This window comes from Pseudomonas sp. M2, assembly GCF_015751845.1.
GTDB classification, from domain to species: domain Bacteria; phylum Pseudomonadota; class Gammaproteobacteria; order Pseudomonadales; family Pseudomonadaceae; genus Aquipseudomonas; species Aquipseudomonas putida_E.
The window spans coordinates 1,831,364-1,845,588 of the sequence record NZ_JADOUD010000001.1 but is presented as its reverse complement, the minus strand read 5'-3'; the positions used below and the strand labels follow the sequence as shown (position 1 = coordinate 1,845,588).

The following is a 14,225-nucleotide window of genomic DNA, read 5'->3' as shown; positions in this document are numbered from 1 at the left end:
TCCCAACCCCCTCCAAGCCATTGCGGTGCTCTGGGTAGGGCCCTAGTCTCGGGTGGTCGCTGCCGAATCAGTGACCGGCTTTGACAGGCCGCTTAGGTCAAACCGAATCGCTTTGCCTTTATGGCAGCTGTGCATGGGGCACTTCGTGTGCGCCGGGTTTTGGTTTGCCTACCGGTCTGTCAACCCATGTACAGCTGCCACCCTCTTGTTTGACAGCAGGTGTGTAGTGGCCTTTATCACTAGGTGAACCATGATGCTGAAGATAGTCCCCGATCCACCCTAACGCCCATTCCCTTGAAGACACCCTGATCCAGGCCACGGATCACGCGCTGTGTGCCGCAACCGTGGTGCACCACGCCATGCAGCTGCAGCCCAGGTCGCCGGCTTCGATCCTGATGATGACCACGATGCATGAACTGGAGGCGCTGCGGGCTTTGCTTGAGTCTGCATTGGTTCAGGTGCAGATGCCCGCTGAGGCCAGACCTGTGCATTGAGGCTGCGTAATGTGTTGCCTGGGCTGGCCTCTTCGCGGGTAAACCCGCTCCCACAGGTACTGTGCAAGCCTTGGGGCTTGTGATGAACCTGTGGGAGCGGGTTCACCCGCGAAAGGGCCAGGCCAGGCAGTCGAGAATTATCAGGGGATTGAACAATGACAACAGAAGACACCCAGTTCACCGTCGGCAAGACCACCTTCTACCAGGGCGAGAATGGCACACATCCACTGTTTCGCATCGAGCCGGGTATCCCGTGCCGGGATGCCTGAGAGCAGTCTTCGGAGTTGATGGGCTATGTGCGCGAACTGACCATTACCGGGTTGATGGATGAGAAAACGATGATGCTCTGGGCTGCGCATTATTTGAGTGCGATGGCCAAGGCACTGATGGATGATGCTGAGTTGGGGATGAAGCAGTGAGGGCCTGGCTTCAGGCTGCATGAAGGCCCCAATGTATTCGCCGCAGCAGTTTCAGCGCCTGTGAGATCGAGCGCCGCCCGCGCGGCGCTCGATCTCACAGGCGCCAAACATCTCAAGATATGCGCCCATAAAAAAGGAGAGCCGAAGCTCCCCTTTTTTATCAACAGCAATCAGCCAATGGTCATCAAGCTGGCATTCCCCCCCGCCGCCGCGGTGTTCACACTCACCGCCCGCTCAATCACCAGCCGCTCCAGCGCAATCTGGTGATCCCCGCTGGACAGCCCGTGCACACCGACGATCGCACCAGCACGCTTGGCCACCTGCTGGCACACGCTGCGCAGCTGGTCCGAATCGCCATGGTGAATCACGGCGTCGAACGCCACTTCATCCTTGTTCCAGTCCGCCACCAGCTTGACCTTGGCCTGCAGCTCACGCGGCAGGCGGGCACGCAGGGCTTTGCCAGGCTCGCTGTCTGCCCACACCGCCGAGCTGCCGACGGCCAGTACTGCGGCCAACTGCGCCAGCAGGTCAGCCTCGTTGTCGGCCAGGCACAGCACGTGCTCGCGTGGCAGGATGGTGTAGCTGTTGCGCTCGCCGGTCGGGCCTGGCAGCAGGCGGGCGATGCCGCTCTGCGACTGGCTGGCGAACTGGCTGCAAAGCGCGGCCAGGTCAGCTTGCTGGTTGCTCTCGGCCCAGGCCTTGAGGCTGTGCAGCGGCTTGATCAGCTGATCGTGCAGGGTGCGGTCCGGTTTGCCTTCGCCATCCTGCTGCTGGAAGTGACGGCCAATGGCGTCTGCCGGGCGGGTCGACAGCAGGCGGTACAGGTACAGCGGGCCACCCGCTTTCGGGCCGGTACCGGACAGGCCTTCACCACCGAACGGCTGCACGCCCACCACCGCACCAACGATGTTGCGGTTGACGTACATGTTGCCGGCGTTGGCGTTCTCCACCACCTTGGCGATGGTCTCGTCGATGCGGGTGTGCACGCCGAGGGTCAGGCCGTAGCCGGAGTTGTTGATCTGCTCGATCAACTGATCGAGGTTGCGGCGGTTGTAACGCACCACGTGCAGTACCGGGCCGAAGATCTCGCGCTTGAGCTCATCGAAGCTCTCCAGCTCGATCAGCGTTGGCATCACGAAGGTGCCACGCTTGGTTTCAGCAGCATCGGCGATGGCGACCTGATAAACAGGGCGGCCTTTTTCGCGCATGCCCTGGATGTGCTTCTCGATACCGGCCTTGGCTTCGGCATCGATCACCGGGCCAATGTCCACGGCCAGGCGGTCCGGGTTGCCCAGGCGGCTTTCGGCCATGGCGCCTTTGAGCATCTCGATCACGCGGTCAGCCGAGTCTTCCTGCAGGCACAGTACGCGCAGGGCCGAGCAGCGCTGGCCGGCACTGTCGAAGGCCGAGGACACCACGTCGATCACCACCTGCTCGGTCAGCGCCGAGGAATCGACGATCATCGCGTTCTGGCCACCGGTTTCGGCGATCAGCGGGATCGGACGGCCCTGGTTGTCCAAGCGCCCGGCGACGTTGCGCTGCAGCAGGCGCGCCACTTCGGTGGACCCGGTGAACATCACGCCCTTGACGCGTTCGTCGCCGACCAGGCCGGCACCAACGGTTTCGCCGCGCCCTGGCAGCAGTTGCAGCACGCCTTCCGGAATACCGGCTTCGAGCAGCAGGCGCACAGCCTGGGCTGCGATCAGCGGGGTCTGTTCGGCTGGTTTGGCCAGTACCGGGTTGCCGGCAGCCAAGGCTGCGGCCACCTGGCCGGTGAAGATGGCCAGCGGGAAGTTCCACGGGCTGATGCACACCACCGGGCCCAGTGGGCGGTGGGCGTCATTGCTGAAATCGTTGCGCGCCTGCACGGCGTAGTAGCGCAGGAAGTCAACGGCCTCGCGCACCTCGGCGATGGCGTTGGCGAAGGTCTTGCCGGCCTCTCGGATGAGCAGGCCCATCAGCGGCTGGATCTCGGCTTCCATCAGGTCAGCGGTGCGCTCCAGAATCGCTGCGCGCTCGGCGGGTGGAGTGGCCTGCCAGATCGGTGCGGCATTGAGTGCGCACTGGATGGCGTTGTCGACGTCGGCAACGGTGGCTTCCTGCACGTGGCCGACAACGTCGCGATGATCTGCAGGGTTCAGTACCGCTGTGGCAGCGCCTTCGCTGGCGGCGCAGGCCAGCAATGGGGTGGCTTTCCAGTCATTGTGGGCCGTGGCCAGCATGGCGCAGGACAGCGACGCCAGGCGGTGTTCGTTGGCCATGTCGATACCGGCCGAGTTGGCCCGCTCACTGCCATACAGGTCACGCGGCAACGGGATGCGCGGGTGCGGCAGGCCGATGCTGCCTTCCTGGGTGGCCATGCGCTCGATACTGGCGACCGGGTCGGCGACCAGTTCCTGGATGGAGATCGAGTGGTCGGCGATACGGTTGACGAACGAGGTGTTCGCGCCGTTTTCCAGCAGGCGGCGCACCAGGTAGGCCAGCAAGGTTTCGTGGGTGCCGACCGGCGCGTAGACGCGGCACGGGCGGTTAAGCTTGCCTTCCGAGACCTTGCCTACAACCTGCTCGTACAGCGGTTCGCCCATGCCGTGCAGGCACTGGAACTCGTACTGCCCCGGGTAATAATTCTGACCGGCGATGTGGTAGATAGCCGACAGAGTGTGTGCGTTGTGAGTAGCAAATTGCGGATAGATGGCTTCCGGTACCGCCAGCAACTTGCGGGCGCAGGCGACGTAGGAAACGTCGGTGTACACCTTGCGGGTGTAGACCGGATAGCCTTCCAGGCCCTCGACCTGGGCGCGCTTGATTTCGCTGTCCCAGTAGGCGCCTTTCACCAGGCGGATCATCAGGCGGTGACGGCTGCGTTTGGCCAGGTCGATGACGTAGTCGATCACATACGGGCAGCGCTTCTGGTAGGCCTGGATGACGAAGCCGATCCCGTTCCAGCCGGCCAGCGAAGGCTCGAAGCACAGGCGCTCGAGCAGGTCGAGCGACAGCTCCAGGCGGTCGGCCTCTTCAGCGTCGATGTTCAGGCCGATGTCATACTGCTTGGCCAGCAGAGTCAGCGACAGCAGGCGCGGGTACAACTCTTCCATCACCCGCTCGTATTGAGCGCGGCTGTAGCGTGGGTGCAGTGCCGAGAGCTTGATCGAGATGCCCGGGCCTTCATAGATGCCGCGGCCGTGGGAGGCCTTGCCGATCGAGTGGATCGCCTGCTCATAGGACGCCAGGTATTTCTGCGCATCGTGCTCGGTCAGCGCGGCTTCGCCGAGCATGTCGTAGGAGTAGCGGAAGCCCTTGGACTCGAAGCGGCTGGCGTTGGCCAGCGCTTCGGCGATGGTCTCGCCGGTGACAAACTGTTCGCCCATCAGGCGCATGGCCATGTCGACGCCCTTGCGGATCATCGGCTCGCCGCTCTTGCCGATGATGCGGGTGAGCGAGGTGGTGAGGCCGGCTTCGTTGTGGGTGGAAACCAGCTTGCCGGTCAGCAGCAGGCCCCAGGTGGCCGCGTTGACGAACAGCGACGGGCTGTTGCCCAGGTGCGGGTGCCAGTTGCCGCTGCTGATCTTGTCGCGGATCAGCGCGTCACGGGTGCCTTTGTCGGGAATGCGCAGCAGGGCTTCGGCCAGGCACATCAGCGCCACGCCTTCCTGGGACGACAGCGAGAACTCCTGCAGCAGGCCCTGGACGATGCCGGCGCGGCCACCGGCGCTCTTCTGGTTGCGCAGCTTCTCGGCGATGCCGGCGGCCATCTTGTTGGTCGCCTCGGCCAGGGGCGCGCTCAGGCGCGCCTGTTCCAGCAGCATCGGCACCACTTCCTGCTCGGGGCGGCGATAGGCGGCTGTAATGGCCGAGCGCAGCACCGACTGGGGCAGGATGCTCTCAGCGAACTCCAGGAAGCACTGGTGCGCATGGTCGGGCTGTACTTCACCGGCATCGTCGGCCGGGCTGTTGGCCTGACCGTTGAGTTCGGTCAGGGTGGCGCCACCCTCGAGCTTCTCCAGGTAGTTGAAGATTGCTTGCTTGATCAACCAGTGCGGCGTCCGGTCGATGGACTGCGCAGCTGCCTTGAGTCGCTCACGGGTAGGGTCATCGAGTTTGACCCCAAGGGTGGTCGTCGCCATTTCTTATCCTCGTTATTGCCACGGTTGTGGCCTAAGCTAACGCCAAGAGTAGCCGTAGGACATTTCGGGTGCAACCAGGTGCAACCCGATTTTTTGACGGAAAAGGTGCAACTCGTCCGATGAATGATCCTACGCTTCAAATACGTTTTTTTCTGATGCGTTTTGTTCTGAAAAACGCGGGTTTTGCTCCATAAAGGAGCAAAAAAGCGGCATTACCTGAAAATGCACGAGAAGGTGCAACTGGCGGACGAAAAGTGGTTGCACCCTATTAACGTTGTTGCATAGGATTCGCCGCCTGGGTGCAACCGTCTCGATTCGGTTGTGCATGAAATAAAAACAAACGCCAGGGCACAAGCATGGGCAATCCACTAACGATCACTTTCGTGATCTATATCGCGGTAATGGTACTGATCGGCTTTGCCGCCTATCGCTCCACCAAGAACCTTTCCGACTACATTCTGGGCGGTCGCAGCCTGGGTAGCGTTGTCACCGCGCTTTCCGCTGGTGCTTCCGACATGAGCGGCTGGCTGCTGATGGGCCTGCCGGGCGCCATCTACTTTTCAGGTCTGTCCGAGGCCTGGATCGCCATCGGCCTGACCGTCGGTGCCTACCTCAACTGGTTGTTCGTCGCTGGCCGTCTGCGCGTGCAGACAGAGCACAACGGCGATGCGCTGACCCTGCCGGACTACTTCTCCAGCCGCTTCGAAGACAGCAGCGGCCTGCTGCGGATCATTTCGGCCATCGTCATCCTGGTGTTCTTCACCATCTATTGCGCCTCCGGTATCGTCGCCGGTGCCCGTCTGTTCGAAAGTACCTTCGGCATGTCGTACGAGACTGCGCTGTGGGCCGGTGCTGCGGCAACCATCGCCTACACCTTCATCGGTGGCTTCCTGGCGGTGAGCTGGACAGACACCGTGCAGGCTTCGCTGATGATCTTCGCGCTGATCCTGACCCCGATCATCGTGCTGATCTCCACGGGCGGCTTCGACACGACCTTCCTGGCCATCGAAGCGCAGAACCCGGCGCACTTCGACATGCTCAAGGGTGCTTCTTTCATCGGCATCATTTCGCTGATGGGTTGGGGCCTGGGCTACTTCGGTCAGCCGCACATCCTGGCGCGCTTCATGGCCGCCGATTCGGTCAAATCCATCGCCAAGGCGCGCCGCATTTCCATGACCTGGATGATCCTGTGTCTGGTCGGTACCTGCGCCGTGGGCTTCTTCGGTATCGCTTATTTCTCCGCGAACCCTGACCTGGCAGGCCCGGTCACCGAGAACCACGAGCGTGTGTTCATCGAGCTGGCGAAGATCCTGTTCAACCCTTGGGTGGCCGGTGTGCTGCTGTCGGCCATTCTGGCCGCGGTGATGAGTACCTTGAGCTGCCAGTTGCTGGTGTGCTCCAGTGCGCTGACCGAGGACTTCTACAAGGCCTTCCTGCGCAAGAATGCCTCGCAGCGTGAATTGGTCTGGGTCGGTCGCCTGATGGTGCTGGCCGTGGCCCTGATCGCCATCGCCATGGCTGCCAACCCGGAAAACCGCGTGCTGGGCCTGGTGGCCTACGCCTGGGCCGGCTTCGGTGCCGCCTTCGGCCCGGTCGTGCTGATCTCGGTGCTGTGGAAAGGCATGACCCGTAACGGCGCGCTGGCCGGTATCGTGGTCGGTGCGCTGACCGTGATCCTGTGGAAACAGTTCGACACCATCGGTTTGTACGAAATCATCCCGGGCTTCCTGTTCGCCAGCATCGCCATTGTCGTGGTGAGCAAGCTGAGCAGCCCGTCGAGCAGCATGGTTTCGCGCTTTGAAACCGCTGATGCCGCGTATCACGCTGAAAAGTAATACCTGACACCTGTCGGGTCGAGGTGCCCCGGCCGCCGCTAAACCGGCGGTCGGGGCGCTGTCGATCGGCAGCCAGGCCTGACTCCGCCGGCAAGGCAAGGTAAACTTGCCGCTCGCGCAGGAGTTGCCATGAACTATCGTCACGCCTTCCACGCCGGCAACCATGCCGACGTCCTCAAGCACATCGTGCTGACCCGCCTCATCGCCCTGATGTCGCGCAAAGAACAGCCGTTCGCCTATATCGACACCCACGCCGGTTTGGGCCTGTATGACCTGCAAGGCGACCAGGCCACCCGTACCGGTGAGTACCTGGAAGGGGTCGCGCGCCTGTGGAACCGCGATGATCTACCGGCCATGGCCGCCGATTACCTGCGCATCATCAAGCGCCTGAACAGCGATGGCGAGTTGCGCTACTACCCCGGCTCGCCGGAGCTGGCCCGCCGCCTGATGCGCCAGCAGGACCGCGCCCTGCTCAACGAGAAGCACCCCGAAGACGGGCCGCTGCTCAAAGAAAACATGAAGAAAGACCCGCGCGTGGTGGTGCACCTGGGTGAAGGCTGGCATGTGCCGCGGGCGTTGCTGCCGGTGCCGGAAAAGCGCGCGATCATGCTGATCGACCCGCCGTTCGAACAGGCCGATGAGCTCAAACGTTGCACCACCTCGATGAAAGAGGCGATCGGCCGCATGCGCCAGACCGTCGCGGCCATCTGGTACCCGATCAAGGACCAGCGCTCGCTCACCCGGTTCTACCAGGACCTGACCAGCACTGGTGCGCCCAAGCTGCTGCGGGTCGAGCTGTACGTTCACCACCAGGACAGCCCGCAGGGCCTCAATGGTTCGGGCCTGGCAATTGCCAACCCGCCATGGGGGCTGGAAGAAGAACTCAAGGAACTGCTGCCCTGGCTGGCCAGAGAACTGGCGCAGACGGCCGGCAGCTACCGGATGGACTGGCTGATCGCTGAATAAAGCGGGTGCCCAGGCCGGCCCTGTCGCCGCCGCGGCGCCGCTCTTTGCGCGGCGCCGCGCCTGTCGGTGCCGGCTTGCCGGCGATAGGGCCAGTTGGAAGTGTTTGCGTTATAATCCCGCCTTTTAGCCGCCACCCGCCCCTGAGGCCGCTGGCGCATCTCTACCGAATGAAGAGGCTAATCCCTTGGCATTGACGATTCTTGGCCTGTCCGGCGCCCTTAGCCATGACCCTTCCGCGGCCCTGTACATCGACGGCAAACTGATTGCCGCCGCCGAAGAAGAGCGCTTCGTGCGTGACAAGCATGCGAAGAACCGCATGCCTTACGAGTCGGCGAAGTTCTGTCTGGAACAGGCCGGCATCAAGCCGTCCGATGTCGACGTGGTCGCCATCCCGTTCGCCCCGATCAGCCTGTTCGGCAAGGCTCGCTGGCACTATGCCAAGCGCTACTGGTATGCCCCGGACCGTGCCCTCGACGCGATCCTGATGGGCAACCGCCGTTACAAGCGCTACCGCAAGAAGATCGTCTGGTGCCTGGAGCAACTGGGCTTCGACCCGAAAAAAGTCAAGATCGAGCCGGTCGAGCACCACCTGGCGCATGCCTCCAGTGCCTATCACTGCTCGGGCTTCAAGGAAAAGACCGCGATCCTGGGTATCGACGGCAAGGGTGAGTACGCCACCACTTTCTTCGGCTATGGCGAAAACGGCAAGATCCACAAGATCAAGGAATTCTTCGACCCGGATTCGCTGGGCGGCCTGTACGGCGCGATCACCGAATTCCTCGGCTTCGAAATGCTCGATGGCGAATTCAAGGTCATGGGCATGGCGCCCTATGGCGATGCCAGCAAATATGACTTCTCCCGCCTGGCCAGCTTCGAGAACGGCGAACTGGTGATCAACACCGAGTATGCCAACGTCATCGGCCTGCGCCGCTATAAAGAGAAGGGCAAGGGCTTCTACTTCTCGCCGAAACTGATCGAATGGCTGGGCCCAAAGCGCGAAGGCGACATTGCCGACGAGCCCTATATCCATTACGCAGCGAGCATGCAGGCGCTGTTCGAGAAGCTGGCCTTGCAGATGATCGACCACTACCTGGGCGACACCCTGCGTGAAACCGGCAAGCTGGCCTTCGCTGGCGGCTGCGCGCTGAACGTCAAGCTCAACCAGAAGATCATCGCCCGTCCGGACGTCAAAGAGCTGTTCGTCCAGCCGGCCTCCGGTGACGCCGGTACTGCAGTCGGTGCTGCGGCCTATGTGTCGCATGCCCGTGGCGTACCGGTCGAGAAGATGGAGCACGTCTACCTCGGCCCTTCGTACTCCAACGAAGACGTGATCGCCGCCTGTGCCCGTCACCCGAACCAGCCGAAATGGCGCAAGCTCGACGACATGCCCCAGCAGATCGCCCGGATCATGGTCGACGGTAACCCGGTGGCCTGGTTCCAGGGCCGCATGGAATTCGGCCCGCGCGCGTTGGGTGGCCGTTCGATCATCGGCTGCCCGAGCGTCGAAGGTGTGGCTGACCGCATCAACCACCAGATCAAGTTCCGCGAACGCTGGAGACCTTTCTGCCCGTCGATGCTCGACACCGTCGCCCCGCAAATGATCAAGATCGATCACCCGGCGCCGTTCATGACCTTCACCTTCGAAGTGGCCGAAGAGTGGAAAACCCGTGTGCCGGAAGTGGTTCACGAGGATGGCACTTCGCGTGCCCAGGTGCTCAAGCGTGAGTACAACCCGCGTTACTACGACATGATGAAGGCACTGGAAGACCTGACCGGCAATGGCGTGTCGCTGAACACTTCGCTCAACCGCCGTGGCGAGCCGATGATCTGCTCGCCGACCGATGCGCTGAACATGTTCTTCGGTTCGGACCTGCAGTACCTGATCATGGAAGACATTCTTGTTGTGAAGGACGGCGCCGCCGCGTATGACCAGCCGCTCTGAACCGCGCATCCTGCAGTTCTGCCATGGCTACGACGGGCCGTTCCTCGACTGCGCCCGTCAGTACGCCAGCCTGTTCCAGGGCAGCGGCTACAAGGTCACCACGGTATTTCTCACCGGCGCCGCCGACCCGCAGGTTGCGGCTGGCTGCGCGTCGGACGAGGTGCTGTTCCTCCAATTCAGCTCCAAGGCCGTCCGCGGCCTGAAGCTCGGCGCCATACGCGCCCTGCGCCGCATCGCGGCCGAGCGCAATTTCAGCTTCTGCATCGCCCACCGTTTCAAGCCGATCTACGTGGCTTTGCTGGCGACGGGCCTGCCGGTGATCGGCGTGCACCATGCGTTCGGCGACTATGAGCGCAAGGGGCGGCGCCTGTTCGCCAACCTGTTCAGCAAACGGCTGAGCCTGCTTGGCGTGTCGGACGCCGTGCGTGACGACATGCGCCGTTGCCTGCCTCAGTGGCCGGCCGAACGTATCCAGACGCTGTACAACCGTATCGACATCGAGGCCCTGCAGGCCGCACTGGTACCGCGCGCTGAAGCGCGTCAGGCCCTTGGCCTGGATGCGCAGGCGTGGGTCGTCGGCAATGTCGGGCGCCTGCACCCGGACAAGGACCAGGCGACCTTGCTGCGCGGCTTTGCCCAGGCCCTGCCTGAGCTGCCGGCCGGCGCTCGTCTGGCGATCCTCGGCATGGGGCGCCTGGAAGACAAGCTCAAGGCGCTGGCTGGCGAGCTGGGCATTGCCGGGCAAGTCGACTTTCTGGGCCAGGTCCCGGATGCGCGCCACTACTTCCAGGCATTCGACGTGTTTGCCCTGAGCTCCGACCATGAACCGTTCGGTATGGTCCTGCTCGAAGCCATGGTGGCCGGCGTACCTGTGCTGGCAACGGCCTGCGGCGGGGCTCGTGAAGTGGTCGAGGGCGTGGGTGTGTTGTTCCCGCTCGGCGATGCCTCGCAGCTGGCCCAAGGCTTGAAGCATATGGCGTTGCTGGACGAGCAGCAGCGCGATGCATGCGCCTCGCACATGCTGCAGCGCCTGCGCGAGCGTTTCTCCGATCAGGCCGTGCGCGATGCCTTCTGGCAGCTGCCGCAGGTAAGCGCGCTGGTGGTGGGCAAGTGATGCTCAATCATATTCAGGCTTGGCGAGAACGCGGATGGCAGGTGATCGACGCTGCCGCCTACGCCGAGGCGTGGGCACGCTTCGGTGGCAGCGTTGCCACGCACCCGCTGGTGATCGAGCAGTTGGCGGACCTGGCGCAGATACCCGTGCGTTACCTGGGCTGGCATCAGGCAGGCGAGCTGAAGGCTGGCGTTGCGACCTGGGGGCGTCATTTGGCGCTGTCCAAGGACGTGCTCAAGCGTGCCGGCAAGAAAGGCCTGTTTGACCTGGGCAATGCCGAGATCATTCTGCCAGGCGCTGGCGATGCCGCCGCACCCTTGCGCCATACCGCGCGCTACCTGTCCGAGCTGAACCAGGGGCGCTTCAGCGGCCTGAAGGCTCAGAAAGAGCAGTTGGCGATGGCCCGGGCGCATGAAGACCTGTCGAAGAAATTCCGCTACAACCAGCGCCGCGAGTTGCGCCTGCTGGAAGAGGCGGGTGGTGTGGTGCGCCCTATTACCGATTTCAATACCCAGCAGATCGCGGCCATGTATTGCGACCTGTTCCAGCGCCGCTGGGGGTTCCCGGCCACCGGTGCCGAGCGTATGGCCGATGTGCTCGAGCGCCTGCGTGAGCTGCTGATCGGCTCGGTGCTGTTGCTCGACGACAAGCCCATCGCCATCCAGCTGGTCTATCGGGTCGAAGCGCCGCAGTGGATCAGTGTCGAGTACGTCAACGGCGGCGTCGACCCTGAGACCAAGGCCTTCAGCCCTGGCAGCGTGCTGAGCTTCCTCAACACCCAAGCTGCCTGGGACGATGCCCGCGCACGCAACAAACCTCTGCGCTTCTCGTTTGGCCGTGCCGACCGCGAGTACAAGGACCGTTGGTGCAACCCCGTGCCGGTGTTCCAGGCGTGAGCCGCAAACAGCAGTTGCTCAAGCGCCACCGGCGCAACAAGCGCCTGGGGCTGCTGGCCGGCCTGGCGGTGCTGGTTGCCCTGGGCGTATTCGCCTGGTGGTGGCTGCCGTTGTTGCTGCTGCCGCTGCTCTGGGCTGCCCACGAAGCTTGGTTCGCTGATCATCTGTTCTATGCACCGGGCGAAGATTACGCCTATAACTTCGGCGAGCAGACCGGCGAAGCGCCTGTCACCTTGCGTGACGGCGTGCTCAAGGTCGATGCGGCGCTGCAGGGTAATGAAACGCTGATCCTCGAAGTGCGGGTAAAAAGCGGATGGCTGGGGCGTTTTCTCGACCCGTGTGTCGAGCTGCTGGCCGATGAGTGTGCTGACCGGCAGGCGTTCGAGCGCGGTGTCGACGGCGTTCGCTTCCTGAACCTGACCGGGCTGGCTGCACCGCTGCAGGCCGGTACGCTGCGCGTGCGCGGCCGTCACTGTCGTTTGCAGGGCCAGCCGCGTCTGTGGATAACCGCCGGCGTCGAAACGCAGCGCCGTCGCGTGATGGTGATCGCGCCGCATGCCGATGATGCCGAGCTGGCGGCCTATGGCCTTTACAGCCAGGCGGACGAAGCCTGGGTGGTGACCTTGACCGCTGGCGAAATCGAAACAGAGCACTACCAGCAGATGGGCATGGGCAAGGCCGAGGCGGCACGGCTGAAGGGCCGTCTGCGCGCCTGGGACAGCATTGCCGTGCCGCGCTGGGCCGGGGTGCCAGAGGCGCGTTGCGTGCAATTAGGCTACTTCTGCCTGCAACTGCCCGCCATGCAGGCAGCGCCCGATGTGCCGGCCGTTTCCCGAGAAGCCGACATGGCCGATATCCGCCCGTTCCGTCGCTTCAACCCGTTGCGGTTGCCGGCCGACAGCGATGGCGCGCCAACCTGGAACAACCTGCTGGCTGACTTGCGTGCGCTGCTGGAGATGGCCCGGCCTGAAGTGCTGGTCATGCCGCACCCGCAACTGGACCCGCACCCTGATCACATCTGCGCCCATGTTGCCGTCATGCAGGCGCTGCAGGGCTTGGCGTGGCAGCCGCAGACGCTGCTGTGCTATGCCAACCATCTGCACGACAACGACCGCTGGCCCATGGGCAACAGCGGCGATGGAGTGGCCTTGCCACCGCAATTGAGTGCCGACCAGCCGTGGGCACCCTGCAGCCTGGTGCTGGACCTGCCAACGCAGCGCGACAAGGCGATGGCCCTGGGCATGATGCACGACCTGCAACCTGGCGCACCGTTCAAGCGCCGAGTGCGTCGGCTGTTGCAGCGCTGGCTGGCCGGGCGCCGGCCATCGCCTTACGGTGAGAACGAGTTCTTCCGCAAGGCCGTGCGCCGGCATGAACTGTTCTGGCGCCGTGAGCTGTAGATGATGCCGATGGTTGACCGCGAAGGCGCAGAGCGCCCAAGGAAAGCAATGAAAGTCTTATTTCTGGTGCAGAAGGAACAGCGGGCGATCCTCGATCGCCTGTACGACGGCGTCGCGGCCAACTGTGAGTGCGACCTGCGCTGGTTGACCAGCGATGACCAGCGCAACCTGCGCCGTTATTTCAAACGTGAAGTGCAGGTCGAGCGCTATGACCGCATCGTCTTCTTCCTGCGCTTCAAGCAGGAGATACGCCAGGCGGCGTTCATCCGTACCGTGCCGAACCTGGTGATCCTCGAGCATGATGCCTACCAGAACTACATCCCCTGCAAGTACACCGGCAAGTTCAGTGCGCATTACCGCAAGCTGCCGTGGGCACGGGTGATCAGTTCCGGCTACATGGTCAGTGAGCGCCTGCGCCAGGAAGGTTTCGATGCGGTGTTCGTGCCCAAGGGTTATGACGAGCGCCTGCTCACGGACCAAGGGCTTGAGCGTGATATCGAGCTGGCGTTCGTCGGCAGTACCAACAGTGTTGCCTACAGCGGGCGCAAGGCGTTGCTGGATGAGCTGGGGCGGGTGGAAAACCTGGTGGTGACCCGCACCAAATCCGGCGAAGACTATTGCAACACCCTCAACCGGATCCGTTTCTTCGTCAGTGCCGATGTGGGCATGGGCGAGTACATGATCAAGAACTTCGAGGCCATGGCCTGCGGCTGCGTGTTGCTGGCGTTCGACCAAGGGGCAGAAGAAAATAGCGCCCTGGGCCTGCAGGATATGCACAACGTGGTGTTATACGACAGCATTCCGACGCTCCAGGCGAAGCTGAGCACCCTGCGCGCCGATCCGGGCCTGGCGCAGCAAATTGCGGAAAATGGGCGGGACCTGGCGGTTTCCCGCTTCAGTTTCGCTGAAGTTGGCCGTAGCATCGTCGACCATATGCGCCCGGCACTCAGGCCGCACCCGCCCTTGTCCGCCTGGCAGAGGCTGCGGTTGACGCTGGGCATTTAATCTAAAGAGCTTTCGTGGCCAGGGAGTGGC

8 protein-coding genes and 2 pseudogenes are annotated in these 14,225 nt (G+C 63.1%); 9 read left to right on the top strand and 1 reads right to left on the bottom strand.

Translation table 11 applies throughout. The features are described 5' to 3' along the window. Nucleotides 1–253: 253 nt before the first annotated feature. Both IWW33_RS26600 and IWW33_RS08640 read left to right on the top strand, forming a co-directional pair. Nucleotides 254–494: pseudogene (locus IWW33_RS26600) on the top strand (hypothetical protein). A gap of 155 nt (nt 495–649) precedes the next feature. Beyond that, a pseudogene (locus IWW33_RS08640) lies at nt 650–913 on the top strand (DUF3077 domain-containing protein). A gap of 170 nt (nt 914–1,083) precedes the next feature. On the opposite strand, the gene putA reads toward IWW33_RS08640, so the two are convergent. Further along, complete coding sequence (putA, locus tag IWW33_RS08635) at nt 1,084–5,037, bottom strand: trifunctional transcriptional regulator/proline dehydrogenase/L-glutamate gamma-semialdehyde dehydrogenase (protein ID WP_046785059.1); 3,954 nt, start codon at nt 5,035–5,037, stop codon at nt 1,084–1,086. A 356-nt stretch (nt 5,038–5,393) separates the two neighbouring features. On the opposite strand from putA, the gene putP reads away from it, so the two are divergent. The 7 genes from putP (at nt 5,394) to IWW33_RS08600 (ending at nt 14,195) form a co-directional block, all read left to right on the top strand. Beyond that, nucleotides 5,394–6,872, top strand: a complete 1,479-nt coding sequence (gene putP, locus IWW33_RS08630) for a sodium/proline symporter PutP (RefSeq protein WP_119688171.1) — start codon at nt 5,394–5,396, stop codon at nt 6,870–6,872. Nucleotides 6,873–7,001: 129 nt separating this feature from the next. Next, nucleotides 7,002–7,838 (top strand): 23S rRNA (adenine(2030)-N(6))-methyltransferase RlmJ, encoded by an 837-nt coding sequence (rlmJ, locus tag IWW33_RS08625; protein ID WP_115273445.1) that lies wholly within the window; start codon nt 7,002–7,004, stop codon nt 7,836–7,838. Between the two features lie 184 nt (nt 7,839–8,022). Further along, the gene (locus IWW33_RS08620) at nt 8,023–9,780 is read left to right on the top strand and encodes a carbamoyltransferase (protein WP_115273446.1); all 1,758 of its coding nucleotides are present in this window, start codon (nt 8,023–8,025) and stop codon (nt 9,778–9,780) included. Further along, the gene (locus IWW33_RS08615) at nt 9,764–10,894 is read left to right on the top strand and encodes a glycosyltransferase (RefSeq protein ID WP_115273447.1); all 1,131 of its coding nucleotides are present in this window, start codon (nt 9,764–9,766) and stop codon (nt 10,892–10,894) included. Before IWW33_RS08620 ends, IWW33_RS08615 begins: the two co-directional genes overlap by 17 nt. Beyond that, nucleotides 10,894–11,790 (top strand): antimicrobial resistance protein Mig-14, encoded by an 897-nt coding sequence (locus IWW33_RS08610; protein ID WP_115273448.1) that lies wholly within the window; start codon nt 10,894–10,896, stop codon nt 11,788–11,790. Before IWW33_RS08615 ends, IWW33_RS08610 begins: the two co-directional genes overlap by 1 nt. Further along, nucleotides 11,787–13,190 carry a PIG-L family deacetylase gene (locus IWW33_RS08605; RefSeq protein ID WP_115273449.1) on the top strand — a complete coding sequence of 468 codons (1,404 nt, stop codon included), beginning with the start codon at nt 11,787–11,789 and terminating at the stop codon, nt 13,188–13,190. The genes IWW33_RS08610 and IWW33_RS08605 overlap by 4 nt, the downstream gene beginning before the upstream one ends. A gap of 48 nt (nt 13,191–13,238) precedes the next feature. Further along, nucleotides 13,239–14,195, top strand: a complete 957-nt coding sequence (locus IWW33_RS08600) for a glycosyltransferase (protein WP_115273450.1) — start codon at nt 13,239–13,241, stop codon at nt 14,193–14,195. Nucleotides 14,196–14,225 lie beyond the last annotated feature (30 nt).

Coding starts and splice junctions, on each gene's coding strand:
- putA (WP_046785059.1), bottom strand. CDS start 5,037: ATGGCGACGACCACCCTTGGGGTCAAACTCGATGACCCTACCCGTGAG.
- putP (WP_119688171.1), top strand. CDS start 5,394: ATGGGCAATCCACTAACGATCACTTTCGTGATCTATATCGCGGTAATG.
- rlmJ (WP_115273445.1), top strand. CDS start 7,002: ATGAACTATCGTCACGCCTTCCACGCCGGCAACCATGCCGACGTCCTC.
- IWW33_RS08615 (WP_115273447.1), top strand. CDS start 9,764: ATGACCAGCCGCTCTGAACCGCGCATCCTGCAGTTCTGCCATGGCTAC.
- IWW33_RS08610 (WP_115273448.1), top strand. CDS start 10,894: ATGCTCAATCATATTCAGGCTTGGCGAGAACGCGGATGGCAGGTGATC.
- IWW33_RS08600 (WP_115273450.1), top strand. CDS start 13,239: ATGAAAGTCTTATTTCTGGTGCAGAAGGAACAGCGGGCGATCCTCGAT.